The following is a 24623-nucleotide window of genomic DNA, read 5'->3' as shown; positions in this document are numbered from 1 at the left end:
TCGGCGGCCAGACGTTCGATAAAGGCAAGGTCGGTCTCACGGTATTGAACGCAGTACTCGCGCTCGGCAAACTCGCGGGTAACAGCAAACTCCACATCGGTAATCCCCCGCTCATCGCACAGGGTATTAATGATGGCGAGCGGGTCTGCCTTTTGAAAAATCCGCGAGTTATGGCGCAGCGAAAGCCGCCAGAGCGCCGGGCGCAGTACCAGGGAGTAGAAGGTGCGCCGGTGGCCGCGGTCTCCCCGACCAAACTCGCTGATGATACCGTGCACCCGGCGCAGCGGTTCGCCGTCTTGCCAGATGGTCAGGGTGGCTTCGCGATCCAGCAGTTCAGCGGCATCAAAACTGCCGTCGCGGCTCGCTAGGTTCAGCACCAGCTCAAAGGGCTCGGAGAGCGCTTCGCGGTGAGTGAAATCGATCACCGCTATATCATCAACATCGGGGAGCGTTAGGGTAAATTGTAAGCCAGTGCCAGCTGCCATCAAACTGCCCCTTGGATCGTCAAACACTAATAAAAACGATCAGGGTAGCGATAACTGTTACTGGCACAACCCTTTCGGTGCACGAAGCGTCAATGTCTTACAACATTTTAAGAAATATCTTACAAACTGGCGGTTAAGCAGGTACGAATCCAATAGTCTGATTGAGTATGGCTGGGCAAGACGGGGTAGGCGTTCCCTGCTTTCAAACTTAGCGCCGCAAAATCACCAGCCAGCGGCCTAGGTTCATCACGCTGGCAAGCGAGGCGGCCACGTAGGTAAAAGCACAGGCGGTGAGTACGTGCCGGGCACCGGGCATATCATAAGGTGGCACGTACTCTTTCAGCAGCGGCAGTGCTCGATTGAAGCTGGCATCAAACTCTACCGGCAAAGTCACCAAATGTACCAACGCCGCGGTGCCAAAGCTGATCACTGCCATGGCAATCACTATCGCTAGGCCTCCGGGCAAGCGCGTCAATAGAAAGAGAAAAGGCGCAGCCATCATCAGCAGGGCGCCGAGTTTTTCGGCTTTTTGGGCGACGCCCACTAACTGGCTACGTGCCAGTAGCGGCGCATATCCCTGATGATGCTGAATAGCGTGCCCTACCTCATGGGCCGCCACCGTGACGGCGGTTAGTGAACGGCCATCGTAATTGTCCGGGGAAAGGCGCACGCAGCGTGTTTCAGGGTCGTAATGGTCACCGAACTCGGTGCGCTCAACGCTCGCGCCCTCAATGCCCAGTCGGCGCAACAAGTGATCGGCAAGCTCTGCCCCTGTGCCGGGATAATCGTCACGGCCACGGGTATAGCGCTTGAGTACCCATTTAGCCCAAACATTGGGGAGCACAAAAATGGCCAACGCAATAATGATTAGCACAACAACCATGGCAGCCCCTATCTACATAAAACCGACGTTAAACCATTTACACAAACCATCGCCTGCAAACAATCACTGGTCAATACTCTTCATCGCAGAGCAGCTTTTTACCATGGGGGCTGACTTGGTAACAGCGTTATGCAGGAGTATGGTTAAGTAGGATTGTTGCGATGCTCCTCTACGTCACGCTGTACTGCCGCTAAGCCGTGGGCAGATATATCGCCCTGGGCGTGGGCATGTTCGGCAATCAGAATGCTATCGGCGGCGAGGACCAGTTCACACTGGGTGCCGATCAACTCGTCACGCAAGCGTTGGATTGCCTGCTCGCGCTTGGGATTTTTATCCACTCGACGAATGTAAATCGCTTTAATCCGATCTGGATAAGCTTTCACGATCTCGATATACACCTCTGGATCGTGCTGGCCGCTGTCGCCAATCAAAATACACGGCAGGTCGTTGTAGAGGGTTAACATTCGGTCGATCAGATCGCGCTTATGCTCTTCTGCACGGCGCGGCCATGGGCGGCGCAAAGAGATGCCCCACTCGCGTAAAAAAATAATCGGCCCGACAGGAATACGGTTGATCTGAAAAAAGGTTTCGAGCATTTCGTATATCGCCCACGGCCCTCGCGAGACATACAAAATGGGCCGTTCAGCGCGTTCACTAACGCCACGGTGCAACGCTTGATAAAGCGATGCGACGCCGGGAAAAGCGGTACGGCGGTGGGGTTTTTTGACAAATAGGCGATAAAGCATTTTGAGCTTTTCCGCCACTCCGGTAAACATCACGGTGTCATCGATATCGCTGATCACCAGCAAATCCGCCTCCGGCGGTGGCACATAGACTTCAACATGAGTACGCACCGGCGTCTGACCCGAGCAGTGCACCATAATATCGGCGCGGTGCCAGGAGACGTCGATGGGGAGGGCGTGACTAATCGGCAAATGCACATCGAAGTAGCCATCGCGATCCGTACCGACGCAGAGCTTATTTTCACCAATGTGAATTTCTACCTGCGCCTCGGCCAGCCCACGGCGCAAAATCCGTCGGGCAACGTCTGCGGTATCGCGCAGCATGCCATGGCGAGGAATTGCTCGACTTAAAGCGGCTTGGCGAAACACTCGGCCCATGACAAATACTTCATGCTGGGAACCGTAACCACGATAGGGGTGAACCACCATGCCACCGCGGCCACTATCACCCTTGATGGGTTTGGCAATAACGTGGACAAGCCTTTTGACAAAGCTTGTCCACTGACGCAATGCACTCATCAAGTGTGCTGACCGGAGTAGCACCCTTCATGTAACACACTTATATAAATACTGTGGGCTAGCACCACTGGTTGGCTGTCCAATGTTTGTTTCATCATGCTCTCCATTTCGTGATGATAGGCGTGTATAACGCACCAATAGTGTGGCGCATAATGAATCAGGGTCAAGCCCTCCTACTTATGACTCAGGACTAATAATCAGGACTAATAAATAGAGGCTCTCGAAAGGGCTCTAGGCGTTATACACAATTTTTCCTGTCTCGGTGAGATTATAACCACCCAACTGTGTTGCCCGCTCGGCAAAACGCGTTTGATGAGCAAACGTCAACAGCCGCTGCATTGAAGGCTCGAAATAGCTGCGCCGCTGCATAATTAAATCAAACGGCTCCTCGCAGAGTGGAATGAAGCCCAATTGCTGTCGATGGGCGGCGGCTTCCACGCCCAAGCCTACATCCGCCTCGCCCTGATCAATGCTGAGTGCCAAATCATCTTCACTTAAGGAGGCGTGTGGCGCCCAGTTAAGCGCCGAAATCTCTATTCCCGCTTGCTGTAGCAAACAGCTCAGCAGCCTTGCTGCTCCAGCATCAGGTTGGCGATGCGCTACGCGGACACCGGCTCGCTTTAAATCACTCAGCCCAGCGATCCTTAGCGGGTTGTCGGCCGACAATAGCAGCCCCTGACGGCGCTTTGCCCAGTGCACTATCAACAGATCACGCATGCCGCTTAAACCGAGCGCGCCGGGTTCGTTGTAGCGCTGAGTGGCTGCATCCAGCAGATGAATCCCCGCCAGCATCGCCTTGCCGTCGAGCAACCGCCGTACACCGTCGCCACTGCCTTGGCAGAGCATCGCCAAATCAGAGCCGCTTTCCCGAATGGCCCACTCCAGCAGCGGATCCTGACTACCCGCGACCACTAGCGGCACTGATAAACGCTGCGCCCAATCACCTTCCAAGTGGCTCAACACCCATAGGTCAATTTGCTGACGGGGAAACAGCAGCTTTCCCGTGACCCGACTACACGGGAGCTGGCCTTGGCGCACCAAGTCATACACCTTGCGCTCTTTTAGGCGCAAGTAGTCGGCGACCTCTGCCGTGGTCAGGTAAGTATGTCGTTCAGACATCGAAAGGAAACCTCACTGCATAAATACAAACGGCAATTTTCGTAGTTTAACTGCATATAACTGCATCTATTCCAGCACAGAGTGCATTAAGTCACTTTTCGATACATCATGCCAATTCTCGTACAACGGTTTTCCCATAACAGTTCTCACACAACAGTTCTCACACAAAATGATACCAACGCTCAATGCTGACCAGTGACAACGCCTTTAGTACCGCCCTAGCCCTAATCCTGAGTATGGATAGCGCATTAATCGACATCGTGATGCTTTCGTTAAAGGTGTCGCTTATGGCGGTGATGATTGCCAGCCTGATAGCCCTACCCTTAGGGGCCGCTCTGGCGCTATGGCGCTTTCCTGGGCGCAACGTCGTCATTGTCGCCCTCAATGCGCTCATGGGCTTGCCGCCAGTGGTCGCAGGGCTTTGCGTTTACCTACTGCTTTCACGCGCAGGCCCCTTAGGTGAATGGGGACTGCTGTTCACCCCAACGGCCATGATGATCGCTCAAGTGATTTTGGTACTACCGATCATCGCCGCCCTTACCCGCCAGCAGGTTGAAGCGCTTCACGGTGAGTATGCCGAGCAGTTGAACTCACTAGGGCTAACGCGCCTACGTATGATCCCCACATTGCTGTGGGATGCGCGCTTCGGGCTATTAACAGTGATCTTGGCGGGCTTTGGCCGCGCCAGCGCCGAGGTGGGTGCGGTAATGATTGTGGGTGGCAATATCGATGGTGTCACCCGCGTGATGACCACCAGCATTGTGCTGGAAACCAGCAAGGGCAACCTCTCCATGGCGCTAGGTTTAGGGATCATCCTGCTCACCCTCGTCACCATGATTAACGCTATCGCCCATATGATCGGCGAAACAGCGAAAAGGCGATTAGGATGAACGCACATCATACGCCCCCCGTCGCCACTCTTGAGCTCGATAGGGTGGACTTTATCCATCGTGGCCATACGCTGCTCAAGCCGACTTCGCTGCGCCTAGCAGGCTGCCAGCGAACGCTAATTATGGGCCCTAACGGCGCAGGCAAAAGCCTGTTAATGCGCTTGGCCCATGGCCTGTTAACGCCTACTACCGGCTCAGTTCGCTGGCAAGGTGCCCAGCCTGCGCAAGCCATGGTTTTCCAGCGCCCCGTGCTGCTGCGTCGCTCAGCGCTGGATAACCTGACCTATGTGCTAGCGATCAAAAAAGCGTCACGACCAGAGTTGAAAGCAATACCCCGAAAAGCCCAGGCGATGAGTGCTCTTGAAAAGTTTGGCTTAGCGCACCTCGCCAAACGGCCTGCGCGAGTGCTTTCCGGCGGTGAGCAGCAGCGCTTAGCGCTGGCGCGAGCATGGCTGCTCAACCCCCAAGTGCTGTTTTTAGATGAGCCCACTTCGGCTCTTGATCCCGCTGCCATCAAGGCCGTTGAAGATGCGGTGCTTGAGTTTCACCGCAGCGGCACGCGAATCGTTATGACGACTCATGATTTGCACCAAGCACGCCGTTTAGCCAACGACGTGCTGTTTATGCATAACGGCGAATTACTTGAACACTCCCCTGCCAATGACTTTTTTACCGCCCCCTCCTCACGTGAGGCAGCGGCGTTTATCCGGGGTGAACTGGTTTGGTAGCCCAGGGATTAATAAGCACTGGAATTGAAGCATCATCCTCAAGGAGCAATACAATGAATAAGACCACCGCGTTGATTACCGCAGGCGCCCTGGGGCTAACCTGGAGCGGCACGCTGCTGGCAGCAGATGACTACATTACCCTGGCCTCGACCACGTCTACAGAAAACTCAGGCCTGTTTGACGCTATTATTCCCGCCTTCACGGAAGAGACCGGCATTGATGTACGCGTGGTGGCTGTGGGCACCGGCCAAGCGTTTGAAATTGGCCGCCGTGGCGATGCCGATAGCCTGCTGGTACACGATACCGCTGGTGAAGAGCAGCTTGTGGCCGATGGCTACGCCACCGAACGTCTTAATGTGATGTACAACGATTTCGTAATTGTAGGCCCGAGCGATGACCCTGCGGGCATCAGCGATAGCGAAAACGTCATTGACGCCATGCAGCGCATCGCCGAAAGCGAGTCCCCCTTCGCTTCACGCGGCGATGACAGCGGCACCAATCGCGCCGAGCTACGTTTATGGGAAGATGCTGGGGTCACGCCACAGGGTGAGTGGTACCGCGAGCTGGGTAGCGGTATGGGGCCCACGCTAAACACCGCGGCAGGTATGGACGCCTATACGTTTACCGACCGCGCCACCTGGGTCGCCTTTGACAACCCACAAGACTTAACCCTGCTGTTTGAAGGCGATAAGGCACTGTTTAATCAGTATGGTAGCCTACTGCTCTCGGCAGAGCGTCACCCGCACTTAAAGCATGATCTCGCCGCCCAGTGGCACGAGTGGCTGGTTTCCGAACAGGGCCAGAAAGCGATTGCGGATTTTGAGGTAGATGGTCAGCAGCTGTTTTTCCCTAACGCTGAGTAAATCTAATCACCTCCGTCATTGCGAGGAGCTTGCGACGAAGCAATCTCATACCGGCGATGGCACTAACCCTGAGATTGCCGCGCTGCGCTCGCAATGACAAAAGCGAGATTGCCGCGCTGCGCTCGCAATGACAAAAGCGGGATTGCCGCGCTGCGCTCGCAATGACAAAAGCGGGATTGCCGCGCTGCGCTCGCAATGACAAAAGCGGGATTGCCGCGCTGCGCTCGCAATGACAAAAGCGGGATTGCCGCGCTGCGCTCGCAATGACAAAAGCGGGATTGCCGCGCTGCGCTCGCAATGACAAAAGCGGGATTGCCGCGCTGCGCTCGCAATGACAAAAGCGGGATTGCCGCGCTGCGCTCGCAATGACAAAAGCGGGATTGCCGCGCTGCGCTCGCAATGACAAAAGCGGGATTGCCGCGCTGCGCTCGCAATGACAAAAGCGGGATTGCCGCGCTGCGCTCGCAATGACAAAAGCGGGATTGCCGCGCTGCGCTCGCAATGACAAAAGCGGGATTGCCGCGCTGCGCTCGCAATGACAAAAGCGGGATTGCCGCGCTGCGCTCGCAATGACAAAAGCGGGATTGCCGCGCTGCGCTCGCAATGACAAAAGCGGGATTGCCGCGTCGCTTCACTTCTCGCAATGACATAAGGAAAGCTCGTCGCACCGAAATGAGGTGGCACGCAACCAAAGTTTATGCCGGTTAGCGATTAAACAAGCCGCTGATATCTTTCGCTTCCCAGTGAGGGAAATGCTTACGCACCAGGGCATTCAGGTCACGCTCAAACGCCGCCCAATCAGTGGTGTTTGAAGCAGTGCCTGGGGCGCTTGCCGTGCCGCGAATCATACCCGCGCCTACGGTCACGTTGGTCAACCGATCAATGATGATAAAGCTGCCGGTGCCCGGACTGGTGCGGTAATCATCCACCGGAATAGCGGCGGTCAGCTCTACGTCGCAGCGGGCAATCGCATTTAGACCCAGCGAGTGAGTGGCATGCTTCTCCAGAGTATTGACGTCGATTTGGTAATCAATTGCGCTGACTTGGCCGGAAAGATCGCGGGTTGCCAGTTTGAAATCGTAGAGCTTGCCCGGCGTTAGCGCCTCTTCCTGCATCCAGACAATATCGGCTTTAAAGGTGTTGGAGAGCGGCAGTTCGCTATCCGCCGCCACCAGCCAATCGCCACGGGAGATATCGATCTCATCTTCCAGAGTCACTGTGATGGCCTGGCCTGGATAAGCCGCCGCAAGGTCGCCATCAAAGGTGACAACCCGTGCAACCCGCGATGTTTTACCCGAGGGGAGTGCCTTAATGGCTTGCCCAGGGCGTAATACACCCGCAGCCAAGGTGCCGCAGTAACCGCGAAAATCAAGGTTCGGGCGGTTCACGTACTGCACTGGCAAGCGCAGATCGCTAAGGTTCTGATCGCGGGTAATCTCGACGCTCTCTAATAACTCAATCAGCGTTTGCCCCTGGTAGCCGCCGCTAAAGTACCAGGGCGTTTGTTCGCTGCGATTGACCACGTTGTCGCCATTCAGGGCCGACATCGGCACAAAGCGAATGTCCGGCGCTTGCAGGTTAGAGGCAAAGGCGCGGTACTCATCGACTATCTCGTTAAAGCGCTGCTCGGAGAAATCCACCAAATCCATCTTATTGACCGCAATCACCAGGTGCTGAATACCCAGCAGGTCGGCAATAAAGCTATGCCGGCGAGTCTGGGTCTGCACGCCATAGCGGGCATCGATCAGAATAATCGCTAAGCTGGCCGTTGAAGCACCCGTGGCCATATTGCGGGTGTACTGCTCATGCCCAGGCGTATCGGCGATAATAAACTTGCGCTTATCGGTGGAGAAAAAGCGGTACGCCACATCAATGGTAATACCCTGTTCACGCTCTGACTGCAGGCCATCCACCAACAGCGCCAAATCAACGGTATCACCGGTCGTACCACTGGTTTTAGAAGCCTGGGTGATCGCTGCCAGTTGATCTTCAAAGATCATTTTCGAGTCGTGAAGCAGACGGCCAATCAGCGTCGATTTGCCGTCGTCGACGCTGCCGCAGGTAATAAAACGCAGCAGGTCTTTGTTCTCGTGCTCGTGCAGGTACTCTTCGATATTGTCGGCGATTAAATTAGATTGGTGAGACATTTTAGAAGTACCCCTCGCGCTTTTTCTTTTCCATCGAACCCACTTGGTCGCGATCGATGGCGCGGCCACTACGCTCACTGGTACGGGTCAGCAGCATCTCTTGAATAATTTCCGGAAGCGTCGCGGCCTCGGATTCCACCGCACCGGTCAACGGGTAGCAGCCAAGCGTTCTAAACCGCACCGACTTCTCTTCCGGCACTTCGCCTGGCGCTAACGGCAAGCGGTCGTCATCAACCATAATTTGCATACCGTCACGCTCTACGACTGGGCGCTTGGCCGAATAGTAGAGCGGCACGATGGGAATAGACTCTAAGTAGATGTACTGCCAGATATCCAGCTCGGTCCAGTTAGAGAGCGGGAATACGCGGATCGATTCGCCTTTATTGACCTTGGCGTTATATACGTTCCACAGTTCAGGGCGCTGATTTTTAGGATCCCAGCGGTGATACTTATCGCGGAACGAGTAAACGCGCTCTTTGGCACGCGAGGCCTCTTCATCACGACGCGCGCCACCAAAGGCCGCATCGAACCCATACTTATCCAGCGCCTGCTTGAGCGCCTGGGTTTTCATGATATCGGTGTATTTGGCGCTGCCGTGATCGAAGGGGTTGATATTGGCTGCCCGCCCCTCTTCGTTGGTATGCACAATCAGTTCCATACCCGCGTCTGCCGCCATGCGGTTACGGAACTCAATCATCTCGCGAAACTTCCACGTGGTGTCCACGTGCATCAGCGGGAATGGCGGTGTGCCGGGGTAGAAGGCTTTGCGCGCCAAGTGCAGCATCACCGACGAGTCTTTGCCAATGGAGTACATCATCACCGGGTTGGAGAACTCGGCGGCGACTTCACGAATAATATGGATAGACTCGGCTTCTAACTGCTTGAGGTGGGTCAAGCGCGCGGCATCAGGGGCGTTAAAAGCCTCCCCCTGCGTCGCTGAAGATGAAGAACGCGTCTCTGAAGACCGCTCTTTTGAAGACCGCTCCTTTGACGACCGCTCCTTTAAAGACAATGTAGACAATTGGGTCATGGCCCCTTACCTCATAAGAACAAGCTCGTCACACAAGCTAAAATCAGCGTACGTTATAAATAATTGTACGTTCGAATGTGGGTAGGGTAACGCCGAGCCAGTAATAACCCAAAAGAATTAATAACTATCTTTTTATTCCTAAAAAACCTATCCAGGAATGAGAGAGCAATAAACGTCTACTCAATGCGCTCAATCCAGCTCTGCCACTCGCCTCCCTGAATATCGCTTAACGTCATATCGATAATACGATAGCCAGGGCGGGAAGCTTCATCAATGGCGAACTGCTCGGCACTGGGCAGAAACTGATCTGCCATCGCCGGGCAACCATAAACATCTATAGTAGCTTCGCCTAGGCGGCGGTGCTCGGCGTAAGCTTGGTGCACGTGGCCAAACAGGATGATCTTGACGTGTGGGTGTTTACTTAGCAGTTCCCAAAATGCCTCGCGATCTTGCAAACCAATGGCATCCATCCATACCGCGCCCACGTCAACTGGCGGGTGGTGCATGGCAATCAGCGTGGGGCGATCGTCCTTCTCAAGCTGCTCAGCGAGTTTGGCTAGTCGCTCGCTTCCCAGTTCGCCATGGGGCTTGCCCTCCACCTGGGTATTGAGCAGCAGTATGCGCCACGCATCTATTTCCGCTCCACCCATGTCCACTTGATCGACCAGCGGGCGCTCGGCAGCCATCAACTCGGGCTGATCGTGATTGCCTGGCAACCAGTACCAGGGGCAAGGCAACTGGTCCATCGCCTGCACCGCCAAGGCGTAGGAAGCGGCTGACTCGTCCTGACTAATATCACCGGTAAACAGCACGATATCGGGTTTTTCTGCGACAACGGCACCCAACACATGCTGAAACTGGCGCCAGGGTATTCCCGCACGGGAACGCGCTTCAGTATCCGCATAGAGATGGGCGTCGGTAATCTGAACCACTCGCATTAGGGCATCTCCGGCACGTCAACAGTGTGGCCATGGGCAAGGCCATGAGCCAGCCACTCGCCTAAGAAGCGGTTGAGCTGAAGCTTCTCATCCGGCTGATGCATCCGGGCATTGGGATAGCGGTAACGGCCGCTAAAGTGGCGCTCGCGCTGAAAGTCGGTCACTTCAGCCATACGTGCATCGTGATAGAGGTGTACGCGCATACGCGGCCCTTCCAAAACAGTATCTAGCGGGCCAGTCTGAAAAACATCCACCATGGTGGTGTAAGGCGCTTGCTCTTGAATATACAGATGCAGATCGCCGAAATGCTGTTTATCACCGCGCAGGGCAATATCACGACGCTGGCCAGCCTCCATATCGCCCACCAAGCGCACCAAACGTAAATAGTTGGCGCTGCACTCCCCTTGGAGCGATTTTAAATCGGTGACATAGGCCGTTCTCGCCATATTCACTCCTCGTCGGTTTCGCTTTGCGTCAACGCGCGCTGAGAGGCGGCACGTAATGAGGCTCGCTGGCTATTAAGCCAATGTAGACCAATTAAACACATGGCGTTGTCGAGTCGTCCCTGCTCTAAGAGTTCCCAAGCGTTCGCAAAAGGCATGACGTGAACACGAATATCCTCATGCTCTTCATCTAGGCCATGAATCCCACCTAATCCATGGGTATCTACCAAACCACAAAATAGCGTCACTTGCTCGTTGCAGGCGCCAGGACTTGGATAATAAGTGTGAAGTTTGGTCAGTTGGGTCACTTTACAACCGGCCTCCTCCCACGCCTCGCGACGAGCCACATCTTCCAGCGTTTCGTTTTTTTCGACCAAACCAGCTACGAGTTCGAGCTTCCAGGGAGAGACGGCATCATCAATGGCGCCGGCACGAAACTGCTCAATCAGCACCAGTGAGTCGCGCTCGGGGTCGTAAAGCAGTACCCCCACCGCATCAAAGCGATTGTGTACTTCGCGGCGCATAGGCTCGCTCCAACCGCCTTCAAATAGCCGGTGGCGAAGCTCTAACGCCTCTAGGCGGAAAAACCCCTGGTATAGCGTTTCGCGTTTAAACAGCTCGACATCGTCACGCTTTAATTGCGGAACGCCAAGCGTTGTGTTTCGAAAAGGGCTGTCTCGAAATGAGACATTCTTGGGGATGGTCGCCATAAGGCACTCCCGGTAGTGATAATCGCCCTATTATCAGTGCTTGCTACCGGGAATGCCAATTCAGCGGGGGGATTACAGCTGATTATGCAACGCCTCGGCATCGCGGCGCAGCGCCTCATCGGAAGCTTGTCGATTATCGCGAGCGGTGCCGTTAACCGCACGCAGGGCGTGCTCGCGGGCTGCTTGCTTGTTGCCCTCTTCTTTCAAAAAGGCGGCATAATAGTAGTTCACATCAATACCGTCTGGGCGGATTTCCAAGGCACGCTGGAACATGCGTTCAGCGGTATCGCTATTGCCAAAACCGAGTGGCCTACCCGGAGCGCGGTCATACAGTGCTCCTAGCGTGACGTAGGCTGAGCCATTCAACCCCTGGGGATCTATTTCAATCGCCTTTTCTAACGCGTCACGCGCATCACCTGCGGTACCTAATGCGCCTAAACCACCGCGCTCACGGGCATAAGAGGCTAAAATAATCCCCTGCCATACCAGTACATCGGCTTCGTCGCTGTGCTGCTCTGCTAATTGTTCCGCTTCACCTGCCAAGGACTTGAGGGTGCCTTCCCGTTCGTTGGCTGGCATGTCCGTCACGGTATGCTCCCAACGATTCTTCAGCGAGAATAACTCACCTTCAAATGCGGTAGCGGTTAATGAAGACAGCGCCAGCGTGCTGCCAATAGCGGCGGCGATTAATGAGCGTGATAAGGATATACGTAAAAAAGAGTGAGTTCGCATAGTTGCTCCTAAATTATTGTTGTCCTGCGTAGACCTACCAATAGCAGGCCTCTCGCCCAATATAGCAAAAAATGTAACGAACGTTTGAATGATTTATCCGTAGCATGCTGCTTGGTTGCTTCGCGCAATTAACGTAAGGTGGATAGCTCAAAACACGATAGGGATTAGGTAATGAAAGGCCGCAATATGACCCGCTGGCGCGATCCAGCCAAAGATCCGCGTCAAGCCCCTAAGAGCAACCTGATTACTCCAGAGGGGGCGGCTCGCTTGCGCGCTATTTTGGATCACCTATCGCGGGTAAAACGCCCCGCTATTTCAGAGAAGGTCGGCGAAGCGGCCGCCCAGGGTGACCGCAGTGAAAATGCCGATTACACCTATAACAAAAAAGAGCTCAACCGCGTTATTGCCCGGATTACCTACCTGACAAAACGTTTGGACGAACTGCAGATCGTTGACCGCCTGCCAGCCGATACCAGCAAAGTGTTTTTCGGCGCCTACGTAAGCCTGGAAGATGAAAACGGCGGGAAGGTTCATCTTAGGATTGTGGGCCACGATGAAATCGACACCAAAAAGCGCTGGATCAGTATCGATGCACCTATGGCCAAAGCACTGCTCAGCAAACAGGTGGGTGATGAAGCAAAAGTGCTCACGCCTAACGGTGATACGTTTTATACCATCACCGCCATCGATTACAGCGCCTAACTGATGCTCCATTAACGCCTAGTCTTGTAAGGAATAGTCCACTGTGGTGACAACGCGAACACGCTTGGTTTGCGGCGTGTAGCTGTCTAAGTCCTCAATGGAAAAGTAGCCTTGCGTCGCCTGACGAATTTGCCCCACTTGGCTACCGGAATCCTCGGCAAACTGCTGTGCTGCGTTGCGCGCGTCTGCAGTGGCCGCCGCGATCATTTCAGGTTTAATAGAGTCAAGACCGGTAAATAAAAACTCTGTGCGATATTCGTAGCTGGGAGAGAGCAGTACGCCTTCTCGCACCAATGAAGTCGCACTGGGGATTGCCTCGATCACACCCTCAACATCGGGGGAACGCAATAGCAGCGTTGCTTCGGCGCGGTAGCGCTCATCCGGGCGCTGACCGCCGTACTGATTGCTAAATTGGTCGGTAATCCTTGGCGGTGTAGAGCTAACATGCTCCGATGCAAACCCTTGGGCCTCCAGAAAATCACGAATAGCCTGCTCGTCGCTGGACAATTGCTGCTCAAGATCGCTCAAGCTATTGGCGCTGACACTGTAGTTGAACGGCCACAACACCAAATCCGCAGGCACTTCTCGCTCGGCTAAGCCACGTACCGTGACGCTACGTGACGACTGCTGCCATACTTCTGCAGCTCCCTTGATATAACTACCGCTCCACACCAACCCTAGCGCCAACAGCCCGCCCAGCAAAACAGCACTTCCCAGCACCGCCGTATTTCGAATGTTTCCCGCCATTTCCGCCACTCCCACTAATGTTCGTTAAATTAACGACTACTTATTTGCATCATAGCCCTTAACAATAGCTCTTAAAGATAAATTCGTCGGCAGTTGAATGTGGCAAGTTTGAGGAAAAGCACATGGATAAAGCCTAGCGCTGTGATTTAATCGCGCCGTAAACCTTGAAGCGGCGATTATCCGCCAGGGTCTGAAAGTCCTGAAACGCCCGCTGCAAATGGTCTGGATAGGGCAAAAAGCCATTTGCCACCACGATTAATCGTCCACCAGCGTTGAGATGCTCTGGCGCCGTGCTGATCAAACGCTGGCTGGGGCCATAGCTGATGTCTCGCTCTTTATGAAAAGGCGGGTTGCTGACAATCCAGTCAAACTGTTCGCCTTCAAGGGCGCTGAACACATCACTGCATAGCACTCGACCCTCTAGCCCATTCGCCGCTAACGTGCGCTTACATGCCTCGACGGCAAAGGCGCTGACGTCCACAGCGGTCACATGATGGCCGCGCTGGGCCAACCAGGCGCTAATAATGCCGTCACCACAGCCCATATCCAGCACCTTGAGCGGTTTTTTCGGCAAGCTATTCTCAATGCTCTCCAACAGTAACAGTGTACCCTCATCGACTTTGCCGTGGCCAAATACGCCTGGGTGGCTGACCAGCGTCAATCCTGATGACTCAATTGTCTGCCAAGCGCTTTCGCTGGCCTCATTTCCACTGGCCTCATTTCCACTGGCTAAGTCTAACGCAGCGGTATGGGTGGTAAACAACGAACAGCGCCGAGCATTGTCGCGCTTGTCCCAAGGCATACCCAGCTCTTCCAGCATCTTGGGAACACGTTTAATTCCGCCTTGATGCTCACCGACAATTTCAATGGGGGTCCCTTCAGGTAGCTGCTCACATAACCACTTGAGCCACCAAATACCTAACTGATGCGCCTTCGGCCAAAACAGCACAATCTCTTTGCCGAATGGCTCGCCCACCGCTAAGTCAAAAGGCGTTCGGGCCTGCTTGCCTTTCGCCTGCCACTCACGCAGTGCGTCAAAATCGCCACTGACCACACCCGCCGATTGATCGATAAGCCAGCTATCGACTGGCGGGCCAACAACCCACAGCGCTGCATAGTTATCTTTTTGCCGCTCTAACAGTTGGCACGCTGGGGCTTGGGCACTCATTTAACGATCTCCGGTTTAATTAATGTATAAAGTAGGTAGCGGCCCAAGCGCCAGTGGGGGTCATGGCGACAGTACTGTTTTTCCAGCGCCAGCAGCGTGGCACTTTCTGCTGGTGTGGCGGGCGGATGGCGCAAGTAATCTTGAAAGACACGGATACCGGCGACAGCGTCTATTCGCAAGCCGTTCTCTGCGCTCCACAGCTCGATCTCCGCATGGCTAACGGGCGAAATAGGCGTCAATCTTTGGCGCTTGCCCTTACCCGCCAAGCGGTCGCTCAAGGCCTTCTCAAGATTACCTTTGACCGCGTTAGAAAAGCGCAGTGCATCGCGATTAAACACCATCAAGCTAAGCTGGCCGCCAGGTGCCAATAAGTGGCTCAAGCAGGTCAGCGCCGCTTGCGGGTCACCTAACCACTCCAACACTGCATGGCAGGTAATGAGAGGCCATGGGCCTGCGGCATGCTCCGTTAACCGTTGCAGTGGCGCCTGGAGATAAGTAATAGCCTCTTCCGGTAACGTTTTAACGTCCCGGTGCCAAGTTTGTGCGTAGCTCAACATATCTGCTGAAGGCTCTGTCATCGTTACGCAGTGCCCTCGCTCAGCGAACCATGCCGCCTGCTGGCCCAGGCCACCGCCCACATCCAATACCTTCTGGCCTTCTAGATACAAAATTTCAGGTAGCAGGTAGTCGAGCATGGCTAGGCGCAGCTCACCCCGGGGCGCCTGATAGAGCGAGCGGGAGAACTTCTCTGCCATGCCGTCGAAATAGCGATCACCAGCCTGGGTCAATTCATAGCTGATCGATTCAGAATTTATTGATTTAGAGTCTGGGTGCATGCCGCGGGCATCACTGTAAAAAAGGAAACGCGCAGTTTACCTGATTCTTCCTGCTCAACCGAATGGCATTCCCGCCTGCATCAAATATAAACAAAAATTATCAAATAACTACAAATGATACTTAAAATAAATATAAATAGGATTGCAAATTTACCCGAAATAATAGCTAATTAACCCAGGATTAGGCGCCCTTCACGTCGGAAATGAAAAACAGCATTAAAATAACACAATCTAATCAAACCGATATAAGCCATAACATTATAATAACGGTGTGTTTTATATGATTATCGATACGGCTAACCAAAATACCTTTGGGCAAATAATACGGTCTTTGCTAAAAAAAGAACATACTATTTCTATTTTTTCAAAAGAAGCGGCCTACGCCATAGAGGCGAAGGCTATTAAAATGGAATTGGACAGTGGTAAAATAACGTTAGCTATACACTACACCGGTAGCTCGCTTTCTCCTTATTTACAAAACGACACCATTTGCTTTGACATAGAAACCTCCCACCCTACGCCGGGCATAGAAGAAATCTATAATATTGAACAAGTGCCTGCGCACGTCATTAAAATAGATACCTGCACTTACCATTTAGAGTGCCAGCTCCCCAGCTCTATCTTTTCGTCTGATAATAGAAGAGCTTTGCGTGTACCTTTTATCCTCGGCATGCACGCACGTGTGCACTTGGAAGTCTTTGCCCATGAGCTCAATGTGGAAGGTAAAGTGCGCAACCTTTCAGTAGGCGGCTGCATGGTGTATGTCAGACTGGAAGATAGTATGGCTCTTACCGTTAATCAGATGCTTCCAGGGGTAACACTCGAGTTTCCAAACGGGGAAACGTTTAACACTCAGGGGCGTATTCGTCATATGCGTCCTTTTGGAAGCCATGATTATGCGGCTATTGGCATTGAGTTTATTAATATGACTGCCACGATGACCGAGACACTTTTCCATTTTGTATCGGAATCTGAGTTCGAAGCCGCTTTTCGCTCGGGTGTACAGGATAGTTCCTCTCGGGCTAAGTCCCGGCTTTTCATAGCAGATGCGAAAGAGAAGAAAATGCAGCAAAAAGAAGAGCGTGATCAGACCAAGGACTCCCAGCGTTCCCCATTGTTACGTGGTGTTCAAGAAATCGCTCACCAGCTACAAGTCATGTTAATGTTTTCCAAAAACAAGGACTTATTTCCAGAAGAAAGTCTTTATGAGTGTGTCGATAGCCTACTTTACATGGTCAACCAAGATCGAAAGGGGCTCCAGTATGCGCTGGCTTTTTTGCATGATGAACCTGAATGGGTTCGCCATGCCATACAAGTGAGTAGCCAACTAGCGATGATCCTCATCAGTCGTGATCCATACGCGTCACAGACACGGGAAGCGGTGGCGGGCGCCCTACTGCACACCATGGGTAAGCCATTGCTAATTAGCCAACAGCTCCCCTCACTTAAAATACGCATGTCGCCATCGCAAACCGAGCTACTTAAAGGGCATGTTGTTGCACTGAACAACAGGTTAACCACACTGGGCTGGACCGCCAGCCCCGCCTGCCATGATATTATCCTCAATGCCAACGAACGGCTTGATGGCAGCGGCTATCCAGAAGGGAAGCAGGCAGCAGAGTTAACCGAACACGTTAAACTAATCAGCGTAATTAAAATAATCAACAAATTAACCCATGCGCGAAATGGTCAACAACCGCGGCAACCTCTTGATGCTTACCGCTGGGTTAACAACTGCCCGACTATTTATGAAAAGTCTTTGCTAGTAGAGTACATTCAACACTTTGGTTTATACCCCATTGGCAGCTTAGCCAAATTCTCAAGCGGTTTTTTAGCATGGATAATGGATGTAGACGCAAAAGGAATGCCGTGTAAAGTCAATGTCATTAAAAATCTTTCCTTTAGAGATACGTCTATAGACACTGTTCTTGAAAATAGTGACTTTACTCAAATTGGGCGCCTTGAGGGTACGGTGAACCCCACAGATTACAATATCCATATGGTTAATCACAGTTAACGGCTCTTACGCCATCGTTTTCAGCCCAGTAAATACCCAAAATTTAGCTACTCTCATTCCGTTAACTACACTGTAACGGAAGACACTTTAACGAAAGAATTATTTATTTAAGCACACTATTTTTTAGAGCATACTATGTCGCCTACACCACGCCGCTCCACCATTCTTGAAGTAGCCCACCTCGCTGGTGCCTCTAAAACCAGCGTATCGCGCTATTTTGGCGAAGAACGTGGACGACTCTCGCCCTCACTTCAGGCGCAAATTGCCCAGGCAGCAGATACCCTTGGCTACCAGCCGAATCTAATGGCACGCGGACTAAAAGGGGGCCGCTCTAAATTGATTGGCATGTTGGTAGCTGATATCCGCAACCCCTTTTCGGTGGCCATCACTCACGGTGTCGAGCAAGCGTGCCGCCAGTACGGCTACTCGTTGGTAGTGTGTAATACCGACAATGACCCAGAACAGGAGCGCCAGCATTTAGATCTACTTGGTGCCTATCAAGTGGAAGGCTTGGTGGTGAATGCTTCCGGGAGCCCCGAACGCCAACTGCACACTTTTATCAGCCAGGGAACACCCATCGTACTGCTAGACCGCGAAGTCGACCATGTGGAGGTGGAAGTGGTCGGGCTCGATAATCACCTAGCGATCGATATGGCGCTCGAACACTTAACTGAGCAGGGCTACCAAGCTGTACTGTATGTCAGCGAAGCTCCCCAGCAGTCAAGCCCGCGACAAAAACGCTTGTCACGTTTTAGCCACGCTGCCGAGCAGCATGGGCTCAATTACGCAACGTCACTGCTTGCTACCTCAGATAGCACTGCAACACTTCAAGCGCTAAGCGACTTTTTAACCACCCAACAACAGCACGCCTGCGCCGTCTTGTGTGGTAACGGCAATGCCACCCTAACTGTGACCCGCCTGTTTCAGCAGTTGAGCTTACCACTTGGCAAGGTGGGCTTGATGGGGATTGATGAGCTCGATTGGTGCGCCTTAGTGCCTCCTGGCATTACCACTCTAGCTCAACCCACCGATGCAATTGGCAAAACGGCTGTTCAATGCTTGGTGCATCGCATTGCGCCCCACACCTCATCAATGCCAACAACGCTGTGTTTTGCACCTACCCTGATTGAACGAGGTTCGACACAGCGCTAATTTTTTAAGGCGATGCTAAAAAATTAGCGCAAAAATGGTATCGTTCCCATTGGATGATAATAAACAACACAAAGAGATTATTGACCATGCCCCACTCCTTCTCCAGCCCACCCAAAATTCTTACTTTTGGCGAAGCCATGGCCATGTTTGTGGCTGATACGCCGGGCGACTTATCCTGCATTGAGCGTTTCCACCGACGCTTAGCCGGTGCCGATAACAATGTCGCTATCGGCCTCTCAAGGCTAGGTTTTCACGTGGGCTGGTTAAGCCGAGTGGGAACCGATAGCTTTGGGGGGTTTATTCAGGCGGCTTTAACGGCGGAAGGTATCGATGCGCGCTATATTCACGCCGATGCACACCACCCCACCGGGCTGCTGTTTAAAGAGCGCGCCCAGGGCGGCGCCGACCCGCGAGTAGAATATTTCAGACGTGGCAGTGCCGCCAGTCATCTCACTATTGACGACGCCCGGAATGTCGACTTTCAGGCGCTTAACCACCTTCATGCGACGGGCATTACTCCGGCTTTATCTGAAAGCGCCTGCCAGCTTAGCCATCATTTAATGGAACAAGCCCGCGCCCATGGCGCCAGTATTTCCTTTGACCCCAATTTGCGGCCGTCACTGTGGCCCAGCGAAAACGTTATGCGATCTACTCTCAATGAACTCGCCAGCCGCGCCGATTGGGTGTTGCCTGGGCTTTCAGAGGGCCAACTGCTCACCGGACAGAAGACACCTTACGACATAGCAGGCTACTATCTGGATCAAGGTGCCTCGGCTGTGATCATCAAACTGGGGCCGGAAGGCAGCTATTACCGTGGCAATCTAGATGGGCAGGAAGAGAGCTATGCCGTAGACGGCTGCTACGTAGCCGAGGTGGTTGATACCGTAGGCGCAGGCGATGGCTTCGCCGTCGGTGTGATTAGCGCCCTGCTCGATGGCGGAACGGCTCGCCAAGCAGCCCAGCGCGGCAACCTTATTGGCGCTCAAGCCATTCAAGTGGTGGGTGACATGGAAGGTCTGCCTAGTAGCGAGCAACTCCAAGCGCTTGAAGCCGAACTTCCCACAGTTTGAAACGCCTCGCCTTGCTTTAAATAGAAGATTTTAATGACAGGCTTTTAGGGCCTGTTGACGTTTCACTCACGGCCGCGCTGGAGCCCGTTTTTATTCGCGGCAAGGCAGGAGGAGAGAGGTTTGGTTATTCCAAATGAACGACGACTAACGCCGCCGCGGGTAAAAACGGGCCCAGCCCTTCGGGTTGCACCACAAAGCGCGCCATACGGTGTTGCAAAACTTGAAAAGGGAACCACCCTTCCCTGCGTTTTGCGCCTTGTCTGGCGCGCTTTGTGGTGCAACGCGGTTCGCGATGAAACGTCAACAGGCCCTAGTAACTGGATTTACAGCAAGGAGATAACAATGCAAAAACGGTTAGTGGTTCAAGGACGACTCAGCGATGCTCAGCTAGATGAGCTAAGCGATTTATTTGAGGTAGATGTGCTGGCGAAAACCACCGCGCTTGATGCCCCTGAAAATCGCGCTCTATTAGCGAAGGCGCATGGCATTATCGGTTCTGGCTTGGCGATTACCCCCCAGCTGCTGGATGCAGCGCCCCACTTGAAAGTCATCGCGACCATCTCGGTTGGCTACGACAACATCCCTATTGATGAACTTACTAAGCGCGGCATCATGCTGTGCAATACGCCTGATGTGCTGACTGAAACCACCGCCGACACCGGCTTTACCCTAATCATGGCCACTGCACGCCGGGTGGTTGAATTAGCCGAGTGGGTCAAAGCTGACAACTGGCAGGCCAGCGTTGGACCCGCACTGTTTGGTAGCGACGTACACGGCAAAACCCTAGGCATGGTGGGGTTTGGACGCATTGGCCAGGCAGTGGCCAGGCGCGGAGCCCTGGGCTTTGGCATGCAGGTGCTCTACTCCAACGCCTCGCCCAAGCCAGCCCTTGAAAAAGAGCTTGGTGCAAAGCGCCGCGAACTCAACGAGCTGTTGGCCGAGGCCGATTTCGTCTGTGTTACTGTGCCGCTTACCGCCGAAACCGAGCATTTGATCGGCGCCGATGAGTTCGCGCAAATGAAGCCAACGGGCATTTTTATCAATATCGCCCGCGGCAAAGTCGTCGATGAAACTGCGTTGATACGCGCCCTGGAGAACGGCGTTATTCAAGCCGCCGGGTTGGATGTCTTCGAGCAGGAGCCGCTACCCGCCTCGTCACCACTGCCGAAGATGCCTAATGTGGTTGCCCTGCCCCATATCGGCTCTGCCACCCATGAAACCCGCGACGCCATGGCCCAGCGGGCGGTGGATAATATTCGCCTAGCTCTCCAGGGCGAGCGGCCGATTAGCCTAGTCAACCAGGAAACCTATCCATGAATTCTGCAATGAACACAGCCACGTCTCTCTGCCTGCTGCTTGACTGCGATGGCACCCTAGTGGATAGCGAAATACTGCTTGCCGAGGTAATGGGGGACATTCTTCCCGAATTCGGCTTACCGTTTTCAGCACGACAGTATATGGATGAATTTCGTGGGGTACGTTTCCAGACAATCGTCCAAACCCTGGAAAACCGTTTTCAGGCGTTGGCAGATGACAAATTCTCCCAGCTTGAGGCAGGCATGCGGGCACGCATGGAAGCCCGCATGCGTGCCGAGCTTGTGGCAATACCGGGCATACCGGCAGCACTAGAACAGTTAAGCCGTCACCCCAAGGCCGTTGTGTCTAATGGCCCCGAGCGCAAAATTCGCTGTGCGCTGGAAAGCACCGAGCTGGGCCACCACTTTGCTAGTAGGCTGTTCAGTGCCTATACCCTCAATGTATGGAAACCCGACCCAGAGCTGTATCGCAAGGCGGCTGCCGCCATGGGTTACCCGCCACAAGAGTGTGTCGTTATTGATGATGCGGCGGTGGGTGTGGAAGCGGGGCTTGCGGCGGGCATGCACGTGATTCACCTCAATCACTTCCCCAACGAGGAAATCACCCCCGAAGGTGCGATAGCCATCCATCACGCCAATGAACTACCCGCCGCTATTGCCAAGTTGAGTGTATAACCGCAATTACTGAGGTCTGTAATTGTAAGCTCTTTTTAGTTAGTTACTACTTACCAACTGCCGCACCGCCAGCTCCACACCGCGCAGTTCGGCCAGGCCGCGCATACGTCCGTAAAGCGGGTAACCGGGTGCCGTATTGCGCTGTTGATCATCAAGCAGTTGGTGACCGTGATCTGGGCGCAGCGGTAAACGTGCCCCGCCCTCTCTTTCACGTCTCCACTCCTCTTCAACCAGCGCTTGAATAACACCTACCATATCCACATCACCTGCCAAGTGCGGTGCCTCGTGGAAAGAGAGGGAATTTTCTTCGCGCTTCGTGGCGCGTAGATGGATAAAGTGAATATGCGGGGCAAAGTGGCGGGTCATGGCCACTAAATCATTGTCTTCACGAACACCGTAAGAGCCTGTGCAAAGCGTCAATCCATTAGCGGGGCTGGGAACACGATCGACAATCCACTGGGCATCCTCGCGAGTCGAGACAACCCGGGGCAAACCCAGCAGTGGCCGCGGAGGGTCATCCGGGTGGATAGCCATGCGGACACCGACCTCTTCTGCCACCGGTATAACCGCCTGCAGAAAATAGCCTAGGTTTTCCCGCAGCCGAGTTGCGTCAATACCAGCGTACTCTTCCAATACAGCGCGAAACTGCTCAAGGGTATAGTGCTCTTCGGCGCCAGGTAGCCCAGCGATCAACGTCTTGACCAACTTATCGCGGTCGGGACTATCCAATGTATCCAAATAGCGGCGCGCTTGGGCTTTCTCCTCGGCGCTGTACGCCGCTTCGGCGCCTGGCCGCTGGAGTAGATAAAGATCAAAGGCGGAAAAAGCCACCTGATCAAAGCGCAGCGCCAACGCGCCTTCGGGTAATTCATAGGCCAGGTCAGTGCGCGTCCAGTCCAGCACCGGCATAAAGTTGTAGCAAACGGTGTCGATACCGCAGGTCGCCAGGTTGCGCAGCGTCTGGCAGTAGGTAGCAATCAGCGCATCTCGTTCGGGCAAGCCTTTTTTGATCGACTCATGTACTGGCACACTCTCCACCACTGACCATGTAAGGCCCGCCGCTTCGATCATCTGCTGACGCTCACGGATCGCCTCAACCGACCAAACTTGATCATTGGGCACCTCATGCAGTGCGGTAACGATACCGGTCGCCCCTGTCTGGCGAATCTCTCCCAGGCGAATCGCATCATTAGGGCCGAACCACCGCCAAGTATGCTCCATGGTGTTCTCCTTTTGTTAGTTGCGCTCAAGCGCTGCGAGCGCCCCACCCAGCCCATCTTGAGTCAACGTCTGATACGCGGTCAGCACAGCCTGGGCAAACTCCTTATCCACTGCCAGTTCACTCGGCACCACATCGTCCATGTCAAAATAGGCCGCTACCAGAGCGCGGGGATCGCTACCATGCGCTTGGTGTAGCTCTGCAAAGCGCTTGGCTAGCGGATCATCCACGGTGTAGCGATTGCCCAAAAGATCTTCGCTCCCGGTATAGCGAATCCAAGCAGCCACTCCCAACGCCACGCAGGGCGATGAGTGACCAGCGGCGCTACGTTTCAGCGCGCCGGAGAGCCAGCGCTGGGGGATTTTTTGGCTACCATCCATGGCGATTTGCTGCAGACGATGACGCAAACTGTCATTGGCAAAGCGTGCCAACAGCGAATCGGCGTAGCTGTCTAAATTGATCCCTTTGGGCATCTCTAATGTCGGAGCAGCTTCTTCAAGCATATAGCGGCGCAATAGCGCTTGTAGCTCGACGTGATTGACGCCGTCAAAAACCGTTTCAATACCTGCAAGTGCACCAAGATAGGCAAGCAATGAGTGGCTACCATTAAGCATACGTAGCTTCATGGTTTCAAACGGCGCCACATCAGCAACCATCTCAACGCCTTCAACTTCCCAGCTTGGCCGCCCCATTGGGAAATTGTCTTCCACCACCCACTGAGTGAAAGCCTCGCACACCACCGCATTGGGATCATTCACTCCCAGCGCCGCTAAGCGCTCAAAGTCGGCGTCGGTCATGGCGGGCACAATACGATCCACCATGCTACAGGGGAACGCGACCTCATTGGCGATCCAACTGGCCAGCTCTGCATCTCGTTGCTCAGCTAGCTGCATCACCGCTTGACGTGTTCGCTTACCGTTATTGGGCATGTTGTCACAAGAAAGCACCGTAAATGCGGCAATGCCAGCCTCCCGCCGCCGAGCTAACGCTTCCACCAACAGCCCTGGAGCCGTGCGTGGCTGCTGGGGTGAAGAAATATCACCGATGATCATCGGGTCATCGACTCTTAACTCACCGCTGGCAGGGTTCAGAAAGTAGCCTTTCTCAGTCACCGTTAAGGTGACTATACGGGTGTCTGCAGACGCCATTCGCGCTAGTAAAGACTCCCGGTCGCGGCCCCAGTTACCGGCGCTATCACGGCCCGAGAATAGCGCTTCTTCGATCACGCCTATTTCACGCAGCGTGAGGGTGTCACTGTCAGCGTACTCGGCTACCTGATAACGGTAGTTGGCATCACGCAGACTATCTACCAAGCCAACACTTGAGCGTAAATTTGCGCTGCAGACGCCCCACTCGTCGTCACCACTGCGCTGGCGATAGCGCTCTAAATACACCGATTGGTGGGCACGATGAAAAGCGCCCAGGCCGAGATGGACGATAGCGATCTGACCGCTTTTTGGCTTTGCTTCAATACGCGTTGGAGTCATCATC

Annotated in this window: 24 protein-coding genes and 1 pseudogene; 9 read left to right on the top strand and 16 right to left on the bottom strand. The window is 53.9% G+C overall.

The annotated features are described in order from the left end of the window. From vgrG to KUC_RS17595, 4 genes and pseudogenes are all read right to left on the bottom strand, one after another. Positions 1 to 485, bottom strand: a pseudogene (gene vgrG / locus KUC_RS20165) (type VI secretion system tip protein VgrG); the annotation flags it as partial. 208 nt (positions 486 to 693) lie between these two features. Then, the gene (locus KUC_RS17605; RefSeq protein ID WP_007114603.1) at positions 694 to 1368 is read right to left on the bottom strand and encodes a zinc metallopeptidase; all 675 of its coding nucleotides are present in this window, start codon (positions 1366 to 1368) and stop codon (positions 694 to 696) included. Between the two features lie 143 nt (positions 1369 to 1511). Then, positions 1512 to 2630, bottom strand: a complete 1119-nt coding sequence (locus KUC_RS17600) for an App1 family protein phosphatidate phosphatase (RefSeq protein ID WP_007114602.1) — start codon at positions 2628 to 2630, stop codon at positions 1512 to 1514. Between the two features lie 231 nt (positions 2631 to 2861). Beyond that, complete coding sequence (locus tag KUC_RS17595) at positions 2862 to 3749, bottom strand: substrate-binding domain-containing protein (protein WP_007114601.1); 888 nt, start codon at positions 3747 to 3749, stop codon at positions 2862 to 2864. 185 nt (positions 3750 to 3934) lie between these two features. Between KUC_RS17595 and KUC_RS17590 the strand changes: the two genes are divergently transcribed. The 3 genes from KUC_RS17590 to KUC_RS17580 are packed head-to-tail and all read left to right on the top strand — an operon-like array spanning position 3935 to position 6230. After that, positions 3935 to 4639, top strand: coding sequence for an ABC transporter permease (locus KUC_RS17590; protein ID WP_007114600.1), 705 nt, complete (start codon positions 3935 to 3937; stop codon positions 4637 to 4639). Beyond that, a complete protein-coding gene (locus tag KUC_RS17585) occupies positions 4636 to 5367 on the top strand; it encodes an ATP-binding cassette domain-containing protein (protein WP_040481522.1) in 732 nt (243 codons plus the stop codon). The genes KUC_RS17590 and KUC_RS17585 overlap by 4 nt, the downstream gene beginning before the upstream one ends. A gap of 53 nt (positions 5368 to 5420) precedes the next feature. Continuing rightward, positions 5421 to 6230 carry an ABC transporter substrate-binding protein gene (locus KUC_RS17580; protein ID WP_007114598.1) on the top strand — a complete coding sequence of 270 codons (810 nt, stop codon included), beginning with the start codon at positions 5421 to 5423 and terminating at the stop codon, positions 6228 to 6230. A gap of 62 nt (positions 6231 to 6292) precedes the next feature. Here KUC_RS17580 and KUC_RS17575 read toward each other — a convergent pair whose 3' ends face one another. The 7 genes from KUC_RS17575 to KUC_RS17545 all read right to left on the bottom strand — a co-directional run bounded on the left by KUC_RS17575 (position 6293) and on the right by KUC_RS17545 (position 12230). After that, positions 6293 to 6880: a hypothetical protein gene (locus tag KUC_RS17575; RefSeq protein WP_040481519.1), complete on the bottom strand. Its 588-nt coding sequence runs from the start codon at positions 6878 to 6880 to the stop codon at positions 6293 to 6295. A gap of 54 nt (positions 6881 to 6934) precedes the next feature. Then, positions 6935 to 8377 (bottom strand): sulfate adenylyltransferase subunit CysN, encoded by a 1443-nt coding sequence (gene cysN, locus KUC_RS17570; RefSeq protein ID WP_007114597.1) that lies wholly within the window; start codon positions 8375 to 8377, stop codon positions 6935 to 6937. Between the two features lies 1 nt (position 8378). Next, complete coding sequence (gene cysD, locus KUC_RS17565; RefSeq protein ID WP_083825794.1) at positions 8379 to 9407, bottom strand: sulfate adenylyltransferase subunit CysD; 1029 nt, start codon at positions 9405 to 9407, stop codon at positions 8379 to 8381. Positions 9408 to 9583: 176 nt separating this feature from the next. Continuing rightward, positions 9584 to 10345: a phosphodiesterase gene (locus KUC_RS17560; protein ID WP_007114595.1), complete on the bottom strand. Its 762-nt coding sequence runs from the start codon at positions 10343 to 10345 to the stop codon at positions 9584 to 9586. Further along, positions 10345 to 10791 carry a DUF1249 domain-containing protein gene (locus KUC_RS17555; RefSeq protein ID WP_040481516.1) on the bottom strand — a complete coding sequence of 149 codons (447 nt, stop codon included), beginning with the start codon at positions 10789 to 10791 and terminating at the stop codon, positions 10345 to 10347. The genes KUC_RS17560 and KUC_RS17555 overlap by 1 nt, the downstream gene beginning before the upstream one ends. Positions 10792 to 10793: 2 nt before the next feature. Next, entirely contained in the window at positions 10794 to 11498 is a 705-nt protein-coding gene (locus tag KUC_RS17550; RefSeq protein WP_007114593.1) for an NUDIX domain-containing protein, read from the bottom strand. Positions 11499 to 11570: 72 nt separating this feature from the next. Continuing rightward, entirely contained in the window at positions 11571 to 12230 is a 660-nt protein-coding gene (locus tag KUC_RS17545) for a tetratricopeptide repeat protein (protein WP_040481513.1), read from the bottom strand. Between the two features lie 171 nt (positions 12231 to 12401). Between KUC_RS17545 and greB the strand changes: the two genes are divergently transcribed. After that, a complete protein-coding gene (greB, locus tag KUC_RS17540; protein WP_007114590.1) occupies positions 12402 to 12932 on the top strand; it encodes a transcription elongation factor GreB in 531 nt (176 codons plus the stop codon). 18 nt (positions 12933 to 12950) lie between these two features. On the opposite strand, the gene KUC_RS17535 is transcribed toward greB, so the two are convergent. The 3 genes from KUC_RS17535 to KUC_RS17525 all read right to left on the bottom strand — a co-directional run bounded on the left by KUC_RS17535 (position 12951) and on the right by KUC_RS17525 (position 15683). After that, complete coding sequence (locus tag KUC_RS17535) at positions 12951 to 13679, bottom strand: SIMPL domain-containing protein (protein ID WP_040481511.1); 729 nt, start codon at positions 13677 to 13679, stop codon at positions 12951 to 12953. Between the two features lie 133 nt (positions 13680 to 13812). Further along, on the bottom strand, positions 13813 to 14847 hold the full coding sequence (locus KUC_RS17530) for a methyltransferase (RefSeq protein ID WP_007114588.1): 1035 nt from the start codon (positions 14845 to 14847) through the stop codon (positions 13813 to 13815). Continuing rightward, a complete protein-coding gene (locus KUC_RS17525; RefSeq protein WP_007114587.1) occupies positions 14844 to 15683 on the bottom strand; it encodes a methyltransferase domain-containing protein in 840 nt (279 codons plus the stop codon). The genes KUC_RS17530 and KUC_RS17525 overlap by 4 nt, the downstream gene beginning before the upstream one ends. A gap of 280 nt (positions 15684 to 15963) precedes the next feature. Here KUC_RS17525 and KUC_RS17520 point away from each other — a divergent pair, with 280 nt between their 5' ends. The 5 genes from KUC_RS17520 (at position 15964) to KUC_RS17500 (ending at position 21913) form a co-directional block, all read left to right on the top strand. Continuing rightward, positions 15964 to 17700 carry a PilZ domain-containing protein gene (locus tag KUC_RS17520; RefSeq protein ID WP_050804883.1) on the top strand — a complete coding sequence of 579 codons (1737 nt, stop codon included), beginning with the start codon at positions 15964 to 15966 and terminating at the stop codon, positions 17698 to 17700. Positions 17701 to 17835: 135 nt separating this feature from the next. Beyond that, a complete protein-coding gene (locus KUC_RS17515) occupies positions 17836 to 18852 on the top strand; it encodes a LacI family DNA-binding transcriptional regulator (protein ID WP_007114585.1) in 1017 nt (338 codons plus the stop codon). Positions 18853 to 18938: 86 nt separating this feature from the next. Further along, positions 18939 to 19922 (top strand): sugar kinase, encoded by a 984-nt coding sequence (locus KUC_RS17510; RefSeq protein ID WP_007114584.1) that lies wholly within the window; start codon positions 18939 to 18941, stop codon positions 19920 to 19922. A gap of 342 nt (positions 19923 to 20264) precedes the next feature. Further along, positions 20265 to 21239 carry a 2-hydroxyacid dehydrogenase gene (locus KUC_RS17505; RefSeq protein ID WP_007114583.1) on the top strand — a complete coding sequence of 325 codons (975 nt, stop codon included), beginning with the start codon at positions 20265 to 20267 and terminating at the stop codon, positions 21237 to 21239. Then, the gene (locus tag KUC_RS17500; RefSeq protein WP_040481510.1) at positions 21236 to 21913 is read left to right on the top strand and encodes an HAD family hydrolase; all 678 of its coding nucleotides are present in this window, start codon (positions 21236 to 21238) and stop codon (positions 21911 to 21913) included. Before KUC_RS17505 ends, KUC_RS17500 begins: the two co-directional genes overlap by 4 nt. Before the next feature lie 39 nt (positions 21914 to 21952). Here the strand turns inward: KUC_RS17500 and uxuA are convergent, their stop codons facing one another. Together uxuA and KUC_RS17490 are read right to left on the bottom strand one after the other, a co-directional pair. Continuing rightward, on the bottom strand, positions 21953 to 23134 hold the full coding sequence (gene uxuA, locus KUC_RS17495) for a mannonate dehydratase (RefSeq protein ID WP_007114581.1): 1182 nt from the start codon (positions 23132 to 23134) through the stop codon (positions 21953 to 21955). 15 nt (positions 23135 to 23149) lie between these two features. Further along, positions 23150 to 24622 (bottom strand): mannitol dehydrogenase family protein, encoded by a 1473-nt coding sequence (locus KUC_RS17490; protein ID WP_007114580.1) that lies wholly within the window; start codon positions 24620 to 24622, stop codon positions 23150 to 23152. Position 24623 lies beyond the last annotated feature (1 nt).

It is taken from the genome of Vreelandella boliviensis LC1 (genome assembly GCF_000236035.1).
Classification (GTDB): domain Bacteria; phylum Pseudomonadota; class Gammaproteobacteria; order Pseudomonadales; family Halomonadaceae; genus Vreelandella; species Vreelandella boliviensis.
The sequence above is the reverse complement of the archived record's forward strand: the minus strand, read 5'-3'. Positions and strand labels throughout refer to the sequence as shown.